18 protein-coding genes and 2 tRNA genes are annotated in these 19,856 nt (G+C 56.5%); 15 read left to right on the top strand and 5 right to left on the bottom strand.

Annotation, left to right across the window (positions count from 1 at the left end):
• Positions 1-25: 25 nt before the first annotated feature.
• Positions 26-439 (bottom strand): helix-turn-helix domain-containing protein, encoded by a 414-nt coding sequence (locus tag Q9R35_RS13555; protein WP_311219987.1) that lies wholly within the window; start codon positions 437-439, stop codon positions 26-28.
• Positions 440-529: 90 nt separating this feature from the next.
• Between Q9R35_RS13555 and Q9R35_RS13550 the strand changes: the two genes are divergently transcribed.
• The 7 genes from Q9R35_RS13550 (at position 530) to Q9R35_RS13515 (ending at position 7,060) form a co-directional block, all read left to right on the top strand.
• Positions 530-1,417 carry an NmrA/HSCARG family protein gene (locus Q9R35_RS13550; RefSeq protein ID WP_311219986.1) on the top strand — a complete coding sequence of 296 codons (888 nt, stop codon included), beginning with the start codon at positions 530-532 and terminating at the stop codon, positions 1,415-1,417.
• Positions 1,418-1,774: 357 nt separating this feature from the next.
• Complete coding sequence (locus Q9R35_RS13540; protein WP_311219985.1) at positions 1,775-2,140, top strand: ethanolamine utilization protein EutQ; 366 nt, start codon at positions 1,775-1,777, stop codon at positions 2,138-2,140.
• A complete protein-coding gene (locus Q9R35_RS13535; protein ID WP_311219984.1) occupies positions 2,137-3,462 on the top strand; it encodes an FAD-binding oxidoreductase in 1,326 nt (441 codons plus the stop codon). The genes Q9R35_RS13540 and Q9R35_RS13535 overlap by 4 nt, the downstream gene beginning before the upstream one ends.
• A 48-nt stretch (positions 3,463-3,510) precedes the next feature.
• Complete coding sequence (gene dctP, locus Q9R35_RS13530; RefSeq protein WP_042484192.1) at positions 3,511-4,503, top strand: TRAP transporter substrate-binding protein DctP; 993 nt, start codon at positions 3,511-3,513, stop codon at positions 4,501-4,503.
• 20 nt (positions 4,504-4,523) lie between these two features.
• A complete protein-coding gene (locus Q9R35_RS13525; RefSeq protein ID WP_063693543.1) occupies positions 4,524-5,030 on the top strand; it encodes a TRAP transporter small permease in 507 nt (168 codons plus the stop codon).
• Positions 5,031-5,032: 2 nt separating this feature from the next.
• Positions 5,033-6,328 carry a TRAP transporter large permease gene (locus Q9R35_RS13520; RefSeq protein WP_197313393.1) on the top strand — a complete coding sequence of 432 codons (1,296 nt, stop codon included), beginning with the start codon at positions 5,033-5,035 and terminating at the stop codon, positions 6,326-6,328.
• Positions 6,329-6,379: 51 nt separating this feature from the next.
• Positions 6,380-7,060: a TetR/AcrR family transcriptional regulator gene (locus Q9R35_RS13515; protein WP_052695783.1), complete on the top strand. Its 681-nt coding sequence runs from the start codon at positions 6,380-6,382 to the stop codon at positions 7,058-7,060.
• A gap of 251 nt (positions 7,061-7,311) precedes the next feature.
• Here Q9R35_RS13515 and Q9R35_RS13510 read toward each other — a convergent pair whose 3' ends face one another.
• Entirely contained in the window at positions 7,312-8,088 is a 777-nt protein-coding gene (locus Q9R35_RS13510; RefSeq protein ID WP_042484476.1) for an outer membrane protein assembly factor BamD, read from the bottom strand.
• A 116-nt stretch (positions 8,089-8,204) separates the two neighbouring features.
• On the opposite strand from Q9R35_RS13510, the gene Q9R35_RS13505 reads away from it, so the two are divergent.
• From Q9R35_RS13505 to phaR, 5 genes are all read left to right on the top strand, one after another.
• Positions 8,205-9,170: an RluA family pseudouridine synthase gene (locus Q9R35_RS13505; protein ID WP_052362931.1), complete on the top strand. Its 966-nt coding sequence runs from the start codon at positions 8,205-8,207 to the stop codon at positions 9,168-9,170.
• Positions 9,152-9,919 carry a peptidoglycan editing factor PgeF gene (gene pgeF / locus Q9R35_RS13500; protein ID WP_042484197.1) on the top strand — a complete coding sequence of 256 codons (768 nt, stop codon included), beginning with the start codon at positions 9,152-9,154 and terminating at the stop codon, positions 9,917-9,919. The genes Q9R35_RS13505 and pgeF overlap by 19 nt, the downstream gene beginning before the upstream one ends.
• A 142-nt stretch (positions 9,920-10,061) precedes the next feature.
• Positions 10,062-11,693, top strand: a complete 1,632-nt coding sequence (locus tag Q9R35_RS13495) for an alpha/beta hydrolase (RefSeq protein WP_042484201.1) — start codon at positions 10,062-10,064, stop codon at positions 11,691-11,693.
• A 124-nt stretch (positions 11,694-11,817) separates the two neighbouring features.
• Positions 11,818-12,555: an acetoacetyl-CoA reductase gene (phbB, locus tag Q9R35_RS13490; protein ID WP_009457629.1), complete on the top strand. Its 738-nt coding sequence runs from the start codon at positions 11,818-11,820 to the stop codon at positions 12,553-12,555.
• 59 nt (positions 12,556-12,614) lie between these two features.
• Positions 12,615-13,157, top strand: coding sequence for a polyhydroxyalkanoate synthesis repressor PhaR (gene phaR, locus Q9R35_RS13485; protein ID WP_009457627.1), 543 nt, complete (start codon positions 12,615-12,617; stop codon positions 13,155-13,157).
• A gap of 4 nt (positions 13,158-13,161) precedes the next feature.
• Here the strand turns inward: phaR and Q9R35_RS13480 are convergent, their stop codons facing one another.
• Positions 13,162-14,304, bottom strand: coding sequence for a GNAT family N-acetyltransferase (locus Q9R35_RS13480; protein ID WP_063693614.1), 1,143 nt, complete (start codon positions 14,302-14,304; stop codon positions 13,162-13,164).
• 140 nt (positions 14,305-14,444) lie between these two features.
• On the opposite strand from Q9R35_RS13480, the gene Q9R35_RS13475 reads away from it, so the two are divergent.
• The gene (locus Q9R35_RS13475; protein WP_311219983.1) at positions 14,445-15,410 is read left to right on the top strand and encodes a hypothetical protein; all 966 of its coding nucleotides are present in this window, start codon (positions 14,445-14,447) and stop codon (positions 15,408-15,410) included.
• Positions 15,411-15,630: 220 nt separating this feature from the next.
• Here the strand turns inward: Q9R35_RS13475 and Q9R35_RS13470 are convergent.
• Positions 15,631-15,707, bottom strand: a tRNA-Met gene (locus Q9R35_RS13470).
• Between the two features lie 801 nt (positions 15,708-16,508).
• Positions 16,509-16,585 (bottom strand) — tRNA-Met (locus Q9R35_RS13465).
• Between the two features lie 72 nt (positions 16,586-16,657).
• Between Q9R35_RS13465 and scpB the strand changes: the two genes are divergently transcribed.
• A complete protein-coding gene (scpB, locus tag Q9R35_RS13460; protein WP_311219982.1) occupies positions 16,658-17,698 on the top strand; it encodes an SMC-Scp complex subunit ScpB in 1,041 nt (346 codons plus the stop codon).
• 2 nt (positions 17,699-17,700) lie between these two features.
• Positions 17,701-19,530, top strand: coding sequence for a 23S rRNA pseudouridine(2605) synthase RluB (gene rluB, locus Q9R35_RS13455; RefSeq protein WP_311219981.1), 1,830 nt, complete (start codon positions 17,701-17,703; stop codon positions 19,528-19,530).
• Positions 19,531-19,856: the final 326 nt, after the last annotated feature.

The raw sequence follows: 19,856 nt of genomic DNA, 5'->3' as shown, positions 1-19,856 counted from the left end.
GGTCTTGTGATTCAGTAACTCTATATCAAGGGTTTTTGGCATCGTACGTTTGACGTGATTCCTGTATACGCGGAAGGTTCTCTCTGACCCACACATTGATGCCTTTCAGCGCATCGAGTATGTTTTTCCCCATCTCCGTCAGTTCGTATTCCACACGTGGAGGTACCTCGGGAAAATAATGGCGTTCTATCAAGCCATCTCGTTCCAGGTTTCTGAGTGTCAGCGTCAGCATGCGCTGTGTGATTCCTTCTACCTCACGCTTGATTTCGGAAAATCGCAGTCTACGATCACCCACGATGGCAAGGCGCCAGATGACCTGCACGGTCCACTTGTCACCGAGTCGCGTGCAGATTCCATTCAAGGGAATCGGCTGGAAGGATGAGTCGCTGTCGGGCTTCTCCTTGAGAGAATCCGACTCTGCTGGATCTATGGGTTTCATTTTTGTGCCTGAGGTTCAAAAAAGTGCCGTCTTCCGCAATTCAGATATCGAGGAAAGAATACGACATTCTCTTTTTTTTCGAGCTGAATCATGAACAAAGTACATCGTCCCATTCTGGTTTTCGGAGCCACAGGCCGGCAAGGCGGATCGGTGGCCAAAGCACTTCTGGAGGCTCACTGGCCTGTCCGCGCCTTTGTGCAATCTCCATCCAAACCGGCTTCAATCGCTCTGCGGGAAGCAGGCGCCGAAATCGTGCAAGGGTCATTGGACGATGCCAATCTTATCGCGTCGGCCATGAAGGATGTGTATGGCGTATTCAGCGTGATGCCTGCGAACCTATCAGCAGAAGAGGAGGTTTGTTATGGCACACGCCTTGCTGATCTGGCGGCAAAAAATGGCGTCGAGCATTTCATCTATTCCTCGGGGGCTAGCGCTGGGGACAAACTGACAGGTGTTGCGCGCTTTGATGCCAAGCCTCGTACTGAGGCACATATTCGCGAACTGCCGCTGACTGCAACCATCATCCGTCCCATGATCTTCATGGAGATGCTTGTATGTCCAGGCTTTGGCCTGGAGGAGGGACGGCTGGTGTCCCTGATACACCGTGATCATTCGATCCAACTTACTGCCGTGCAAGACATAGGGAGAATCGTTGCCGCCCTGTTTGCGGACAGGGCGCGCTTTGCCGGAATGAGCTTGAAGATCGCCAGTGATCGCGTGACCGGCCAGGAGTTGGAGGCCGCCTTTTCTGAAGCCGCAGGTCGCTCTATCACCTATGCCCGATTCCCTGATGAAGTATTAGCTGCCAACGCCGATTTGGGACATATGGCGTCAAGTCTGGAGGATGGCCCTCTTGCAGAACAGGTGGACCTCGGTCTGATGCGAGAAATCAATCCTGAACTTGTCTCGCTGCGTTCTTGGCTGATGGGAGAAGGGCGTGAAAAGCTGGAAGAAGCGTTGCGCAGAAAACAGGCGTAGATAGGCTTTGCGAAGGAATGTGCGCAGATGGAGTCTCGCCATCTTCCTTGCTTTCTGGCTGTGGCTGAAGAACTCCATTTCATTCCTGCGGCTTAGCGACTGCTTGTTGAATAGTCGCCACTGTCATGCGCTATTTTTCTTATCAATAAGCCTGCTAAAAACAGCCCAAAGCGCTACGAGGCTCCCTGCTTGCAGAGCCCGTCACAAGGCCAATTCAATTATTTAAATATAAAGCTCTCCCGCCTGGAACGCAGGGTAATCCCCATCTCTCCACGCATTGACGCGTCAAATTCGGCTCATTACCATCACAACATACAACTATGTATGTTCTAAAACCACTTGTGTTTGGTGATCCACATGACAACAGAAAAAACTTTGCCGCGAGTAATGCGTTTTGACGATTTGGCCTTCCAGCCCAGACAGGAAAAACCGGAGATGGCGCAGTTGGCAGAAATCGTGGGTGAGGAGGATGGGACGCCTTTGGGGGCGGGCTATGCGCGCTTGAACCAGGCCCGCATCGAATGGACCGTGCTGTATGACGAGGTCGTGACGGTGATCGAGGGCAGCATGCGCATTCATACGCCGCAGGGCATTCTGGAAGCCGGTCCACGTGATTGTGTGTGGTTGCCCGCAGGCACGCCTTTGATCTACGAAGCAGAGTCTGCTCTGATCCACTACTGCCTTCATCCCAGCAACTGGGCCAGCGCACGGACGGTGGCATGAGCATCAAGAAAATCACGCGTCTGCCTGAGAACGACAAGACCAATGGGTGGAGTCGGCTCCTGGCTCCCCGTACGCCCAAGCCCGCTTTGGCCAAAGACGTGCAGGCTGATTGGGTGATTGTCGGCGGTGGCCTGGCCGGTTTGGCCGCTGCCCGTCGCCTGGCAGAGAACCGCCCCGGTGACAGCATCGTGGTGCTGGAGGCCGATCAGGTGGGCGAGGGCGCTCAAGGCCGAAACTCAGGCTTTGCGATTGATAGCCCTCATAACGTCGGTAGTTCCATGGGCGAACTGGACGCCGCCCGTTCGCATGTGCGCCTGGCGCGTACGGCGATTGCTTATCTAAGAACCCAGGTTGAGCGTTACGGTATCGAGTGCGACTGGAGCCCCATCGGGAAATTCCACGCTGCGGTTTCCGAGGAAGGCGTACGCACAACCTTGAAGCCTACGCTGCAGGTGCTGGAGTCCTTGAAGGAACCGCATGAGTGGCTGGATGGTAAGGCCTTGCATGACAAGCTGGGGTTCAAGCATTTCCGCACAGGCATTTATACCCCCGGTACCGTGTTGCTGAACCCGGCGGGTCTGTCGCGTGGTCTGGCCGACAATATGCCTCCCAACGTCACCGTTTACGAAAAAACGCCCGTGCTGTCCTTGCAGCAAGGCGATGGCGTCATGCTGGAAACCCCCGGTGGCAAGGTGCGTGCAGGCAAGGTGATTCTGGCCGTGAACGTCTTTGCGGAGCAGTTCGGTTTTTATAGCGGCAAGCTGATGCCGATGGCGGCTCATGCCAGCTTGACCCGTTGCCTGACGGAAAGCGAACAGCGCGAATTGGGTGGTTTGCCCAGCTGGGGTTTGACGCCCGCCAACGCGTTTGTGGGCATTACCATGCGTCGCACCAATGACCAGCGCATTCTGATTCGTCAGCACATGACATACGCTCCCAATTTGCGTAGCGATGACGAGAGCCGTCGCCGCGTGCGCATCGAGCACAAAACCCTGTTTGACGAGCGTTTCCCGAATCTGAAGAACGTGGAAATGGAGCACACCTGGACGGGCTTTATCTGTCTGTCCCGTAATGGCTCGCCCGGCTTTGGTCAGGTGGCCCCGCATGTGTATTCCGCGGTGTGTCAGAACGGGGTGGGGCTGACCAAGGGCACGATCTCCGGCATGTTGGTCGCGGATCTGGCTTGCGGTGTGGACAATCCCTTGATTGCCGATATGCAGGCCTTGGGACAACCCGATGCCTTGCCACCACGGCCGTTTCTGGATGTGGGTGTCCGGGCCCGTTTGGGCTGGGAACTGTGGCGGCACCGAGCGGAAGCCTGATACCCGACGTTTGAACAATAAATTTAAAAGAAATACCCAGGAGGAGTTATGAAGCTTTTGAGCAAGACTTTGCTGACGGTAATGTTCAGCCTGAGCGCGGCCACCGTGTCCGCACAAACCATGCGCATTGCAACGGACTCGGGCGCGCAAGGTTCGCCTAGCGGTGATGCCATCGAGAAGTGGGCCGCGATGATCAAAGAAGGCACGCAAGGCGCCGTGTCGCCCCGCGTTTTTTATCAGAACCAGTTGGGTGGTCAGGAAGAGGTGTTTGATCAGCACGTGGCCGGTGATGTGCAGTTGATGTTGAACTGGCCCATGACTTCCTACGACAAGCGCATTGCGGTGATCTACACCCCCTATATGTTCACCACTTGGGAAGAGGCCTTGGCCGCTTACCAGCCCGGTGGCTGGTTGAATGAGACGCTGGACGGTATCTACAAAGAGAACGGTTTGAAGTTCTTTGGTGCCTGGCCTGAAGGCTTTAATGGCGTCGCCACCAAGGGCAAGCATGCGGTGACGGTGGAGGACGCCAGGAACATCAAGGTACGGGTGCCCCCGATTTCCATGATGCAGCAGTCCGTGCAAGCCATGGGCTATCAGACAGCGGTCATTGACTGGGGGGAAGTGTTTACTTCAATTCAGACCGGCGTGGTGGATGGCGATGCGGCCAACGTCATTTATTACGACTACGAATACTTCCGCGACACGCTGGATTACTACGTGCGCAGCAAGCAACAGTTCATTACCGGCGTGTTGTCCATGAATCTGGAAGCCTGGGAAGCCTTGAAGCCCGAGCAGCAGGAAGTGATCCAGACCTCGGCCATCACCATCATGCAAGAGCAGTTTGCCAAGGCTCAGGTGGCCGACGCGGCCATTGTGGAGAAGTGGAAGGCGCTGGGTAAAAACTACGTTGAACTCGACAAGGATCAGTTGGCGGCTTTGGGTACGCATGTTCGCTCCAAGGTGTGGCCCTCCATGCACGCCGAAGTAGGCGACAGCATCATGGCCCATATCGAGAAAAACGCCTCGGCTCTGAAGTGAGCACTTTGGATCAAGGGAGTATGAATGTGAGTGAGGACATCCCGATCAAGCGCGGGCCGACCCTGATCGCCCTGGAATGGCTGGCCATTGTGTCCAGCATTGTGGTGGCGGCAGGTTTGGCCTACGTGGTGGCTGCACGTTATTACCTGAACTGGCCGGCAACCGGTGTGCACACCATTGTGATGGTGGCCGCAATTTGGCTGTACATGACGGGGGCGCTGATTGCCAGCCAGTCCCGGCAGCATCTGGTGGTGGATTACCTGTCCCATCGTTTGAAGACGCCACGGGCGCGCGCCATTCACCGTTTCTTTGTGTCGGTGCTGGTGCTGATTATTGTGGTGGCCTTTGCTTATTGGACCTTGCGCATGTTCATGTGGGGTTCCCGGTTCTCGACCACCATGGCGGAGCTGGGGATTCCTGTCTGGGTACCTCAGTCTGCAATTGGCCTGAACGCAGTCGGTAGCCTGTTGTATGCCTTGCGCGATGTTTATCAGTCTTTGATGGCCTTGCGCCAGGGAGGCCATTGATTATGCATGCTGGATTTTCTGTTCTCTTGCTGCTGTTCCTACTGGGTGTTGGGGTGCCGGTAGCCTGGTCTTTTGCCGGTACCTTGCTGATGTTGACGCTGGTGTATGACGTCAACTTGAATACCTTGATGCTGCAAGGTTTCCGTTCCTTGAACTCCCTGGTTTTGCTAGCCTTGCCCTTGTTCATCATGGCGGGTTATCTGATGCAGGCCGGCGGCATTGCGCACCGTTTGGTGGGCTTTGCCGAGATGCTGGTCAAGAATCGCCGTGGTGGCATGGGGGCCAGCATGGTCCTGGCCTCCGGGGTGTTCGGGGCGATTTCGGGTACGGCCTCGGCGGCGGTGGCGTCCATTGGCACCATTCTGGTCGATCCCATGGAGCAACGCGGTTATCCGCGCCAGTACTCGGCGGCCTTGCTGGGGATTTCCTCTTTGCTGGGGATTCTGATCCCGCCCTCCATCACCATGATCTTGTTTGCCGTGGTGACACAGCAATCCGTGGTGGCCTGCTTTGCGGCGACGATTGGACCGGGCTTGCTCTTGATGGCTGGCCTGATTCTGTTCAATTACGTCGTGGCGGGGCGCTGGTTCAAGGAGTCGCCTGCTCAACCTGCTGATGAGGCCAAGGGGCGTTCCTCGCTCAAGACCTTGTTCTATGCCATTCCTGCCCTGTGTATTCCTGCCTTGATTCTGGGCGGGATTTACGGCGGTATCTTCACGCCTACAGAAGCGGCGGCAGTCGCGGTTGTGCTGGTCATCGGTATTGGCTGCTTTGTGTACCGCGAGCTGAGCATGCGCAAGCTGTGCGACAGCTTTGTGCGCACGGCAGAGACCACGGGTACGGTCATCCTGATCTTGTTGTTCTCTTTCCTGATTGGCCGCATTCTGGTCGCCCAGGGGGTACCGCAGGACCTGACCACCTTTGTAACGGGTCTGGTGGACAGCCCCATTGGCATTCTCCTGATGGTCAATGTGTTCCTGATTCTGGTGGGCATGATTATTGATGATGTGTCCTTGACTGTGGTGGTGGCCCCCTTGCTGCTGCCTTTGGTGGGTGTGGCCGATGTCAGTCCGGTGCAGTTCGCCGCAATTGTGGCGTGTGCGGTGATTGTGGGTTCCAACAGCCCGCCGATGGCACCTGTGCTGTACATGTCCTGCCGCATCAGCAAAGTCGCAGTACATCGCTCCTTTGGCCCGGCCATCGCCATGATTGTGTTTGTGGCCATTCCGATTCAATTGATCACCACCTTCGTGCCCGCCGTTTCCTTGGCGTTTCCACGAATGCTGGGCCTGTTATAAGAGGAGCGCCGGTATACTTTGGCGACTAAAGCGACTCTACAAGCAGGCGATATGAGCGATAAGGAACTGATTGAACGCGTGGCCCAGGCCGGGGCACTGACCGAGCCCAATGTGCATTTGACGCGGGCGGATTGGCTGGAGGCTGCCATACGCTTGTTTATGCAGGAAGGAGTGGAGGCGGTGCGCATCACCCGGCTGGCGCAGGTCATGGCCGTCACGCGCGGCAGCTTTTATTGGCATTTCAAGGACAGGGACGACTTGCTCGATGGGCTGGTCGGTTTCTGGGAGCAAAAGAACATGCGCTCCACCATGCTGGCGCTGGAGAATGTGGACAATCTGCAAGATGGCATGTTGTCCCTGTTCTCCACCTGGCTGGACGTGTCCCGTTTTGAGCCGGGTCTGGACATGGCCATGCGTGATTGGGCCAGGCGCTCCGAGCGGGTGCGTCAGGCCGTCGCGCGGGCGGACAAGGCCTGCATGAATGCCTTGGCCAATTTCTTTCAGCGTATGGGTCTGGAAGAGATCGAAGCCCAGACCCGAGCCCGGACGACGTACTTTTGTCAGATTGGCTATTACCTGATTGGCCTGCAGGAAGAGCTGGAAGACCGGATGGTTTATCTGGACGACACCATGAAGATTCTGGGCGGTCAGCCTCTGGACCCGGCCAAGGCCAAGGCTTTTGCAGAGCGTATGTATAGCGTGCAAAAGGACAATGCCAAGAAATCGGGGTGATAGCTGGATGCTCTGCAGGCAGTGAGGGGAGGCGTGCTTGGGCGGTCACAGGGCAGGAGCTACCTTACCGATAGTCCTTGCTCTGCTGAGCTGAATAGAACGAGCTGGCAAGAAACATCAGTTTGAAGCCGGAAAACTAAAAGGGCCGAATCCTGGATGGGATTCGGCCCTTTTTTGGGCGGCTTTCTGTGAAGCGTTTTATGTTTGCTTCACAAAAGCAGTCCGTATTTTGCGCTGCTTTGCTTCAGGGCTTAGAACCAGTTGATCGGGTTCCAGTAGTTCACCTTGGCGTCCAGACCGTCCTTGAAGTAAGTGGAGTCTGGGAAGTTCTCGTCCATCACGCGTTTGGTGGTGTCACGCAGCTCGGTTTGACCCATCTTGTCGTAGGACAGGTACATCAAGTACAGCGCGCGTTCAGCAATAGGCACGCCCTTGAAGTCCGTAATCACGGTTTGCGCTCGGTTGACGGCAGCCACGTAAGCGCCGCGCTTGTAGTAGTACTCGGCCACGTGCACTTCGTTCTGGGCGATAGTGCTGACCAGCCAGGTCAAGCGCTTGGCGGCATCTGGCGCGTAACGGCTATTGGGGTAGCGTTGCAGCAGATCATTAAAGGCTTCGTAGGATTCGCGCAGACCTTTGGGGTCACGCTCGCTGGGGTCCTGTTGGGTAATGTTGGACAGGGCAGCGCTAGGAGGCGTAAAGGAGATCAGCCCTTTCAGGTACAACATATAGTCGGTACCGGGGTGGCTGGGGTATTGCTTCTGGAAACGGTCGATAGCGGCCAGGGCTTTGGCTGGCTCTTCGTCTTTCCAGTTGATATAGGCTTGGTCGATCAGCGATTGCTGTGCGTAAGTGCCAAAGGGGTAGCGGGACTCGACGGCTTCCAGGCGGGTACGCGCGTCTTTCCAGTTGCCGGCGGACATTTCTTCGCGGGCATCTTTATACAGACGCTCGGCGGTCCAACCCGAGGTGGGGTCAACTTCTTTTTTGGTAGTGCCGCAGCCAGCAAGCAAAGTGGCAGCCAGCATTAATGCGGCTACGTGGGCCAGCTTGGTACCACGAATGCGTGGCAAGTTCAGGTTCAGGCGAGTCACAAAAGCGTCCTTGGTGTTAGCATTGCTGCTCAATTATATGATTTGTCGCCATGCCTGACACAGATACTGAAAAAGATAGTGTTGTTTCTTCCGACGCACTGCGTTTTATCCTTCCCATCACTGCGTCTCCCGATCGTCTGGACAAGACGTTAGCGCGTTTACTGCCACAGCATTCGCGCAGCCGTCTACAGTCCTGGGTCGAGAGTGGGCATGTTCTCGTCAACGGCCAGGCCGTCAAGGTCAAGCATACGGTTTACCCCGGTGATACCGTGCTGGTCTGGGAACAACAGGCCCCAGAAGACATGGCCTTCGAACCTGATGACGTGGACTTCGAGATTGTGGCTCAAAGCGACTCCTGGCTGGTGGTTAACAAGCCAGTGGGTCTGGTCACGCATCCGGGCGCGGGTAACTGGCGTGGCACCTTGCTCAATGGTTTGCTGTTTCGCTTTCCCAATCTGCGTCAGGTACCCCGTGCCGGTGTTGTACACCGGCTGGACAAAGACACTTCCGGCTTGCTGGTGGTGGCTCGCACAGAAGTCGCACAAACTCACTTTGTCCGACAACTGCAAGAGCGTAGCATGGGACGCCAATATCTGGCGTTGGTCCATGGTGTCTTGCCGGGCCAGGGCTCGGTCGATGAGCCGATTGGGCGCGATTTGCGCGTGCCCGTGCGCATGAGTACTGGGCCGTCGGTTGCCCCCAAGCATGCTGTAACGCATTATCAAATGTTGCGTCAGGGTTATGCGGGCGAGGAAGCCGTGACCGAAGTGGCTTGCCGCCTGGAGACAGGCCGTACCCACCAGATCCGTGTCCACCTGAGTTCGATCAAGCATCCCTTGCTGGCCGATACCCTCTATGGTGGTCGCGTCGTCGCGGGGGCGCAGCGCCAAATGCTGCATGCCCACGTGCTGGAGTTTGAGGACCCCGATACGGGCGAGCGCCGCAGCTTCTCGGCGGAGCCACCGTCTGATTATCAATCTGTTGCAGAGACGATTGAATGGCACACTCAAAGCTGATTGCTACTGTTAGCGGCCCCGAACAAGAGGGGCTGCTTTATTTTTGTACAACGCGGGCAGGCGGCGTCAGTCAGGACGAGCGCGATAGCCTGAACCTGGGCCTGAATACTGGCGACGATCCGGAGCGAGTGCAGGTCAATCGGCAGCGGCTTGTAGACTTCCTGGGTTCGGAGCCGGTCTGGCTGGCACAGGTACACGGCACAGAGGTACTGGATGCGGATCAGGACATCCTGCCTGCCGTACCCAGACAGTTTGATGCCGCTATCACCACACGTCGGGATCGCACCCTGGCCATTCTGACGGCGGATTGCCTGCCGGTGGTGATCTGGGACGAGCAGGCCCAGGTGCTGGGCGTGGCCCATGCTGGTTGGCGTGGTTTGCAAGCCGGAGTCCTGGAGCGTACCTGGCAGGCGATGACTGCTCGTTGTCCGCAAGCCCAGTCCTGGCAAGCCTGGATTGGGCCGGCGATCAGTCAGGAGCACTTCGAAGTCGGGCAGGAGGTCTTTGATGCCTATGTCCTGGACGAGCCTGAATTGGCCGCCTTTTTTACTCAGGGACAGCGTCCTGGAAAATGGCAGGCGGATTTGCCGGGTATTGCACGCCATCGACTGGAAAAATTGGGCCCCGGCAAAATGACGGTGCATTTAAGTGGCTTGTGCACGTTTCAAGACAATGAATTGTTTTATTCCTACCGGCGCTCGTCCTTGACGGGCCGACAGGCCACCATTGCTCGCTTGAACCCGCTTTAACGGTTTTTTGATCGTATTGAATACGATATGGAATCTTTAATTCCGTCTATTGGCGTGCCAGCCTAATTAATTACCCCAATTGACTGCTTTTGTTACGAACGTCATGCTCTAAGCGTATTTGCAATTCGTTTACAGGTGGCAGATGTCGAGTAACAACAGTGCTTTTCAAGGTTTTGGCAAACCGATGGATGCCACCCGCTGTGCTGAACTTCAGGCTCGTTACATGCAGCAGTGGCAGGATCTGTGGGACCAGGCCCAACGCGGCGCCTTGCCACCCCCACAGGATCGCCGTTTTGCGGATGCCGCCTGGCAGAGCAATCCTACCGCCTCGTTCAATGCCCATGTCTGGCAGCTTGGCGTTCAGGCCATGAACGAGATGCTGGACCTGATGGAGCTGGACGCCGCACAGCGCGAGCGTCTGAGCTTTTCCATGATGCAGTGGGCTGAGGCCATGTCGCCCAGCAACTATCTGATGCTCAACCCCCAGGCCCTGCAAACCATGATGGAGACGGGCGGCCAGTCTGTGCTGGAAGGCATGGCCAATTTTATGGACGACTGGCAGAAAGGGCGCATGACCCAAACGGATGAAAGCCAGTTTCAGTTGGGGCAAAACGTGGGCACCACCTCGGGTGCCGTGGTGTTCCAGAACGATATTTTTCAGTTGATTCAGTACGCACCCACCACCAGCATGGTGCATGCCGTGCCCTTGCTGATCGTGCCCCCGTGCATCAACAAGTTCTACATTCTGGACTTGCAGCCCGAGAATTCTTTTGTGCGTCATGCCCTCGATCAGGGGCTGACGGTGTACCTGATGTCCTGGCGAAATCCCCAGCCTAACGACGCGGCCCATATTCATGCCCTGAGCTGGCAGGATTATCTGGAGCAAGGCGTGCTGGAGGCGATTCGCGTCAGCCAGGAGCTGTCGGGACAGGAGAAAATCAACACGCTGGGCTTTTGCATTGGTGGCACCTTGCTGGCCAGTGCCTTGGCACTGGCACGCGATAAAGGCCAGGACCCGGCCGCTTCCATGACCTTGCTGACCACCATGCTGGACTTTACCGACGTGGGCATGCTGAACGTCTTTATTGACGAGGCACAGGTCGCGTTTCGGGAGTGGCAGTTGGGGCAGGGTGGTTTGCTCAATGCTCGCGAGCTGGCCAGTACCTTTTCTTTCCTGCGTCCCGCCGAGCTAGTTTGGAACTATGTGAACAGCAACTACTTGCAAGGTAAAAAGCCACCTGCTTTTGACTTGCTGTACTGGAATTCCGACGGCACCCATTTGCCCGGTCCTTTCTTTACCTGGTATTTGCGCAATACCTATCTGGAAAACAGGCTGGTTCAGAAGGGTGGTGTCCCCGTGGGGGCGCACCGCGCGGATTTGAGCCAACTGGATTTGCCTGTGTACCTGTATGGCTCCAAAGAAGACCATATCGTGCCCTGGCAGTCGGCCTACGCGTCCTTGCAGGCCTTGCCTGCGGCCCAGCATCGCTTTGTGCTGGGAGCCTCGGGCCATATCGCAGGTGTCATTAACCCGCCTGCCAAGCAGCGCCGCAATTACTGGGTGCTGCAAGATGGCGAGCCGGTCGCCACGCTGGATGCCCAGCAGTATATGGAGCGAGCCCAGTCCGTACCCGGCAGCTGGTGGACAGACTGGATTGCCTGGATTGCGCCCTTGTCGGGCTCGCGACGTCGTGCAAAACGTCGCCTGGGCCATGCGCGTTATCCCGTTCTGGAAGAGGCGCCCGGCAGTTACGTCAAAGTACGCGCCAGTTAATTCTTCAATTTTTCAGGTTTCGGGAGCAGGGTAATCGGCCTGCTTCCTTTATCCCGATGTCAGGCTTTACATTGCCCGGGCCGGCAAAGGGATCGAGCTTTGTCACCCCTTTCAGGAGATGTATATGAGCAGCAAAGTAGCTTACGTAACTGGTGGTATGGGAGGGATAGGGACAGTCATTTGTCAGCGCCTGGCCAAAGACGGTTTTACCGTTATTGCCGGCTGCGGCCCCAACCGTGATTTTCAGAAATGGTTGGGCGAGCAGGCCGAGCTGGGCTACACATTTCATGCTTCGGTGGGCAACGTGGCAGACTGGGACTCGACCGTTGAGACCTTTAAAAAGGTATTTGCCGATTTTGGTCGTGTGGACGTGCTGGTCAATAATGCCGGGATTACACGCGATGGCACCTTCCGTAAAATGAGCCAGGAAGATTGGCGTGCGGTGATCGACACCAACCTGAACAGCTTGTTCAACGTGACCAAGCAAGTCATTGATGGCATGGTAGAGCGTCAGTGGGGCCGCATCATCAACATCAGTTCGGTGAACGGGCAAAAAGGACAGTTTGGCCAGACCAACTACTCCACGGCCAAAGCCGGGATTCACGGCTTTACCATGGCCCTGGCCCAGGAGGTTGCCAATAAGGGAGTGACGGTCAATACTATTTCCCCCGGTTATATTGGTACGGACATGGTGCGTGCGATTCGCCCCGATGTTCTGGAGAAAATCGTGGCGACCATTCCAGTGGGCCGTTTGGGTACGCCGGATGAAATTGGCTCCATGGTGGCCTGGCTGGCTTCGGGTGATTCCGGTTTTGCCACGGGTGCGGATTTCTCCCTGAACGGTGGCTTGCACATGAGCTAAGGCTTGTTGCAGTGCATAGCGCGTGTTTTTGTTTTATTGATTAGGAAGTAAGCACCAGCATGGGATCCCCTCGACTCATCAAGAAATACCCCAATCGTCGCTTGTACGACACGCAGGCCAGCGCTTACATCACCATGGTTGATGTCAAGCAACTGGTCCTGTCAGGAGAGGAGTTCGCGGTCGTCGATGCCAAAAGCGGCGAGGACCTGACGCGCAGTATTCTGTTGCAGATCATTCTTGAGGAAGAAAGCGGGGGTATCCCCATGTTCTCCACTCCGGTGCTGATGCAGATCATCCGCTTTTATGGCAATGCCATGCAGGGGGTGATGGGCTCGTATCTGGAAAAGAACATTCAGGCCTTCATGGAGATCCAGGAGCGCATGACCGAACAGTCCAAGGGCGTGTATGGCGGGCAGTTCGGCCCCGAGGCCTGGGCACAATTCATGAGCATACAGGCGCCTGTGATGCAAACCGTCATGAACAGTTATATTGATCAAAGCAAGAATCTGTTCGTGCAAATGCAGGACCAGATGCAGGATCAGACCCGGCAAATGTTCTCGGTCTTTCCCTTTGCGCCACCAGGCAAAGACAAGAAAGACTGATTTTTTAGCCTGCCAGCGTTTTAAACGGGGTATGGCTGCTGAGTGCTTCCTGATAGCGGGCCACATGGCCCGCTTCTTCATGCAGGAACTCTTCAATGGCGTGGGCAAAGCGTGGGTCTGCAATCCAGTGCGCCGAGCTGGTGGGAGTGGGCAGCAAGCCGCGCGAGAGCTTGTGCTCCCCTTGAGCACCGCCTTCAAAGAAACGCAGTTGCTGCGCAATGCAGAACTGAATCGCCTGGTTGTAGCAGGTCTCGAAATGCAGGCCAGGTACGTATCGAGTGCAGCCCCAGTAACGTCCATAAAGTGTGTGCCCATCCCGTAGCGACAGGGCGCAGGCCACGTCTTGTCTATCTTGCTGCGCCAGAATCAGCACCAGGGATTCGGGTAACTGCGCGTGCAGGCGCGCAAAGAAATTCCGATTCAAATAAGGGCGTTGTCCGCGCTCCTGATAGGTGTTGGCGTAGCACTGGTAGAAGTAGTCCAGGTTCTGCTCGCTAATGTCCTGGCCTTGCTTGTGTTCAAAGGACAAGCCCTGTTCGTAGACCTTGCGGCTGTCCTGTCGCATTTTTTTGCGCTTTTGCTGGGTCAGGGAGGCCAGAAAGTCCTCGTAGTTGCCGTAGTCCTGGTTCTGCCAGTGAAACTGCACATCATGGCGAATCATGAAACCTGCTTGCTCCAGAGCCTGCCTGTCGTCCGGGTTCGGGAACAGCACATGCACAGAGGACAGCTGATTGCTCTGTGTCAGCTGGATCAGTTGTCGGGCCAGCAGCACGCGATCTTCCTGGGTGCGAGCCAGCAGGCGAGGGCCGCTGACAGGCGTAAAGGGGATCGCGCACAGGAGCTTGGGGTAATAGTCCAGTCCATGCCGGTGATAGGCCTGAGCCCAGCCCTGATCAAACACATACTCCCCCCGGGAGTGATGCTTCAGATACAGGGGTACGGCGCCACACAGCCTCTGTCCACGATGCATCAACAGGTAATGGGGCGACCAGCCTGTCTGTGGCGTGGCGCAGCCAGCGGCGTCCAGTGCTGTCAAAAAAGCATGGCTGAGCAGCAGGTGATGGCCAGAGAGCGCGTCCCAGTGTGCCGCGTCGAGCTGACTCAGTTGTGTGCAAAGTGAAAATTGGATGGGTTCAGTGCTGGCCATGGCAAGGGGGACTTCGGTGCGCCTATTTTGAAACAAGGGTAGGGTATTGCCCGTGACGGCTTTGTATACTAGCCAGCGTTTCATGCAAAGGGAAGGCTTGTTGGGCATTGTCGCCTGTGCTTGCCCAATACGAGGAATTCATGAAGAAAATTGCGTTGATGCTGGGTGCCGCGATGGTGCTGGCGAGTTCGGCTCAAGCAGGTCCTGCTTGTGAGTATTTGCGTAATCACGTCGCCTTGCAGCCGCAATTCGGCGATGAGTTGCAGATGCTGGATCAGGATGGAGCATGTCTGGTTCAGAACGGACAGTTGTCGGCCGGCTTTTCATCGATGCTGCTGGCCTTTGATGAGCTGATCCTGCGTGATGAGGGTTTGGCAAAACTTTCCGAGCAGCAAGCTATTCCTGATTCCATGGATCTACGAGTAAGCGGAATCTACGTTCTGACAGGGCGTTTGCCAGGGCAGGACTACGTGATGCGCCTGCAAGCCAAGCCCATGGATTTTTCCCTTAAGTACAAGTGGGACTCGGCCTCGGCGCAACTGGATGTGGAGCAGCTCCGGCTGCGCAGCAAGTACCTGCGTGAAGTTCGTGTTCAGGCTCAATTCGGGATCAAGGCGGCAGCAGGGCGTTCTTTGGGCCCGGACGAGCTGGAGCAGGCGGAGCTTAAAAGCCTGAATCTGTACCTGGATAATCAGAATCTGATCCAGACCATGGTCATGCCTGCATTGGTCTTGAACATGAGCATGTACGAGGACCCGCGTCCCGCCGTCGAGAAGGCCTTGTTGGCAGCCCGTACTTCCGTGCAGTTGATGCCTGACTCGGTGGCTGATCGGGATAGTCGCAATGCCTTGCTGGCCTTCATCGCCCAACTTCCCGCACCCGAGGGACGTTTATCACTGGAGATGAACATGGACCCGTCTTGGCCTGCAGCACGCCTGGAGTCTGGCTTGTCTGTGGATCAAATGCGTAAATTGATGTCTGGCCTGAAAGTGAAAGCCAGGTTCGATACGGGACAAGAAGTCCCCTCTGCCTATGTCTGGCTGCGTGATCACCTGCGTTATGGTTTGAAGCTGTTTGGCCTGGGCAAGGCCGACGCATCGAATTGATCGGCCCCAAGCGCTGTTGGCTGTCAGGGCTGGCAGTGCTTTTCTGGCTTTTACGATTGATAGTGAGGGTGCTGTTCAACACACGCTATGGCTTAGGGCGCAAGGCGTGTCCGGGGCGTGCCGCTTGCTTTGTCGCAGGCGGCGGGAAAGCCTGGTAGGGTGAGCGCCGGGAAGCAGGACGAAAAAAAAACCGCCACATAAGCGACGGTTTTTTTAAATTTGGTTGCGGGGGCAGGATTTGAACCTACGACCTTCGGGTTATGAGCCCGACGAGCTACCATGCTGCTCCACCCCGCGTCAGAAAAGTAACTATAACATAATTTTTGATTATGTACATAGTGTGGCGTGTTTATTTCATTAATATTTGGGGATTGTCGCCGGGAAGGGCATGAAGGCAGGATAAAACGGTCCTCAATTTTCTTGCGTCTTGCTGGTCGCAATGGTGTAATACGGACTGTGCTTACAGGTTCAGCCGGATTGGCATTTCTAAAAGCTCAAACGCGCAAGCGGCTCCCTGTATAGCGACCAGTTCTTGATGGCTGGCATCTGGCTTTGATAGCAGTCGGCTCCCCTACTAGGCGGGATGTCCCGGCAAAACGAATTTCTCTGTTTCTGGCTTTGCTTCAGGTTTAGGCAATCGATAACCCCTGCGGTGGTCTGTTGGTGCCTTGATGTTGGCATTTGGCAATGTAGACCTGTCGCCCCGATCAGTTATTGCCCCAAACGTTGTTGTGCTGTTTTCGCGTTCCGCCAATCAGGAGCGCCAATTCAAATCCAGTCCGATAGGGCTTGCGGACATACTCATCATCAGCATGTGTGCTTACACAACATTTTTAATTGCTTTTAAAGCGGCTGTTTCTGGTTTGAGCCAGGGCGGTGGGCTTGCGTGCGCGTCCGGCCCTGTACAAGGCCCGATGGCGGCGATGGTGATTCGGATACGTGCTGTGGCTGGGATTGTTGCCGCGGTGCTGATGGCTGGCCTGCGTGCCCTGGCTATGGGCTGCGCTGCGCGCAAGATTGATGATCAAAACAGCGGGCAACAAAAAAGCCAGCGCGAATTGGCTGGCTTGTTTGATTCTGCTAAGCAGTTCCGGGTGATGGTTGCGGGGGCAGGATTTGAACCTACGACCTTCGGGTTATGAGCCCGACGAGCTACCATGCTGCTCCACCCCGCGCCGGAAAAGATAAATATTAACATGGAATTTTTGCTTTATGCAAGTATCGCCAGAAAGTGAGGCTTCCCAGCAGTGACTGAAAGTGAAATAATCCGAGTCCTGGAGACGGCTTTGCTGTGTGCGCAGCAGCCCATGAACAGCGCCGAGTTGCGCAAGATGTTTGTCTCCCCGCCGCTGAGCGCGGATGATCTGCGCCGTTATCTGGCTATCTTGCAACTGGATTGGAAAGAGCGTGGCCTGGAATTGGTTCAGGTCGCCTCGGGTTGGCGCTTTCAAAGTCGCCCGGCCATGCAAGTGTTTTTGTCCCGCCTCAGTCTGGAGCGCGCGCCCAAGTATTCGCGGGCCGTGCTGGAAACCTTGGCGATTATTGCTTGGCGGCAACCCGTTACCCGTGGGGATATTGAGGACATACGTGGTGTCAGCGTATCGACTCAAATTGTGCGCACCCTGGAAGATCGAGGCTGGATTGAAGTGCTGGGCTATCGTGATGCGCCCGGACGTCCGGCATTGCTGGGAACGACCCGTCAGTTTCTGAACGATCTGGGTCTGCGTTCTTTGGATGAATTGCCTTCGGTTGAAACTCTGGATTCCCTGGATGTGCTGGCGTCCTTGCCAAACGGGCAGGCGGCATCGGCTGATCAGGAGCAGGGCAAAGAACAGGGTCAACAGCAAGATCAAGAGCAGGATCAAGAACTGGACCTGCAACAGGGTCAGCAACCGGATCAACGGCAGGGTGAAGATCATCAGGGTCAGAACCAGGAGCAAGCGGCAGAGCAGGGCGCAGAGCACGAGTTTGCCTTTGCAGCAACGCAGCGGACGGGTTCCGAAGCAGGGCAAGAAATAGAACAAGAAGCAGGGCAAGACGCTGCTTTGGAAGTGAGCATGGAGCCGCTACAGGCCTCTGTTGCTCAGCTTGAGCTGGAGTCCGAACCGGATTCCGAGCCAGGTAGTCAGGACGATTTGCTTGAGGCGGCTCCAGAGGCGGAGCGGCCACAAACTGAACAAGCTGAAGTGAATACGACACCGGACCCCGTGGATGAGGCCCAGGCTACGGCTGGCCTATCGGATATACAGGCACCGGATGAAATAAAAAACTCTGGAGTAAATGATTAAAAATGACTGATTCGCACGAGACGAACACAGCCTCCGTGTCGGACGCCTCTGGCGCGGCCGACCCCAAGAATCCCCGCGCGAAAGGCCAGGGGCGCAAGTTGCGCACCCCGTTTCGCCGCCGTCGTGGCGATGCCACGCAAGAGTCGGCTCCCCGTCAGAATGAAGAGGCCCAGGCGGCCGCTCCTGGTGAAGCCAAGGCCCGTCCTGCTCGCCCACAGAATAATCGTCGCAAACCCGCCCCGGCTGGTCGTCGTCAAGATGCACGCGGTGGTGCTGGCAAACGCCAGGGCAGCGCGCAGGATGCTCGCTATTCGAACCCGGCTGATGACGCGCCGGTTGTGATTCTGGATGGGGATGACGACATCGCATTCAGCCACCTGGACAAGCAAAATCGTCTGTCGCAGCGCCTGGGTAAATACATGGGCAGCGAGCTGGTGCAGCCTAAATTGCACAAGGTGCTGGCCGAGGCCGGTATCGGTTCGCGCCGCGATATGGAAGAGCTGATTGTTGCAGGCCGTGTTTCCGTGAATGGCGAGCCTGCTCATATTGGTCAACGTGTCAGTGCAGACGACAAGGTGCGTATTAATGGTCAATTGATCAATCGGGCCAATACCAAGCGCCCTCCGCGCGTGATTCTGTACCACAAGCCCGCTGGCGAAATTGTTACGCACGACGACCCTGAGGGTCGTGCCACCGTGTTCGGTCGCCTGCCTTCCCTGAAAGTGGGCAAGTGGTTGTCTGTTGGTCGTCTGGATTTGAACACCGAAGGTTTGTTGATCTTCACGACATCGGGCGATATTGCCAATCGCATGATGCATCCACGCTACGGTGCCGAGCGTGAATACGCAGTACGTGTTCTGGGCGAGCTGAGCGAAGAGCAAATGCAGTCCATGCGTGATGGTGTGCAGCTGGAAGACGGTGTGGCCAAGTTCGGTTTGATCGAGTTTTTGGGCGGTGAGGGCAGCAACCGTTGGTATCGCGTCACAATTCACGAAGGTCGTAACCGTGAAGTGCGTCGCATGTTTGAAGCCATGGGTGTGACGGTCAGCCGTTTGATTCGTACCCGTTTTGGTGATGTCGGGCTGCCTAAAAACCTGCGCCGTGGTCGTTGGGAAGAGTTGGATGCTGATGTGGTGATGGCATTCATGCTGCGTCTGGGCCTGGTGAAGGAATCGGATGACGAAGGCCCGCACCAGCGTCGCGAACGGCAGCCACTGTCTCACGATAGCGCCTTGCCTCCCGGTTTCGGGACGCTGGAGCACAATGGTCTGAGCGGTGCTCGCATGGGTCGTGGTGGTCGTGTGGCTGGTCGCGGTCGTTCCTCGAACAATGTGCGCGTGAATGAATCCGTCAGCGGCGCCTTGTTCATCAGCGGTGGTCTGGCCAACGGTCATCCCGATGGTGGTCGTCGTGAACAGGGTGGTCACGGGCGTGGTGCCCCACGTAGCGGCCAGGGTGCTCGTGGGCAGCAGCGCGGTCGTGCGGCAGAAGGACGTTCTTCGGAAGCTCGTACACACGAAGGTCGCGGTCGCGAGGGGCGTTCGCAGGAAGGTGCCCGTGTGCATAATGGCCGCCGCCCAGCACGTGGCGATCAGGCGCGTGGTGAGCAAGGTCGTGGTGATCAGGCCCGTGGCGGTCATGCTCGCGGTGCTCAGGAAGGACGTGCGCCTTCAACCCGTCGCGGTGCTTCCGATCGTGCCGGTGCCGGGCAAGCGCCCAAGGCTCATGTGAAGAAAACAACGGTGGTGCGCCGTGTCAGCCGTCGTGATGACGACTGGCAGCCAGCCAGCTCGGCAGCCCATGAATCCCACTTGGGACGCGGGCGCCGGTAAAGCCAAGTCGCACGGACTTTGAGTTTGTGGCCCGAACCCTGCGGTTTGGGCCTGTAAGGCCGTGTGAATGCACGTATTTTCCGGTTTTCTGGTAGAATATAGAACTTGGCTCAGAGACGTTTGTGTCGGCTGGGTCTTTTTTGATGCTGCGCGCCAGCGAATAGGGCGGTCTTTCAAGGCAAAGTCAAGGTAAAGACCGCGTGGATCATCCGGTTCGGTTGCGCCTGCAACTATCCCGATTTGACGTTGGCAATGCGCAAGACCAGGGCCCGCTTGACTCTCAAGTGTGCATGGTGACCATGGGCTGGCGTACAGCCCATTTTTTT

This window comes from Alcaligenes sp. AB3, assembly GCF_031844565.1.
Classification (GTDB): Bacteria; Pseudomonadota; Gammaproteobacteria; order Burkholderiales; family Burkholderiaceae_B; genus Alcaligenes; species Alcaligenes faecalis.
Note: the sequence above shows the minus strand (reverse complement) of the source record. Positions and strands in the feature narration are given on the sequence as shown.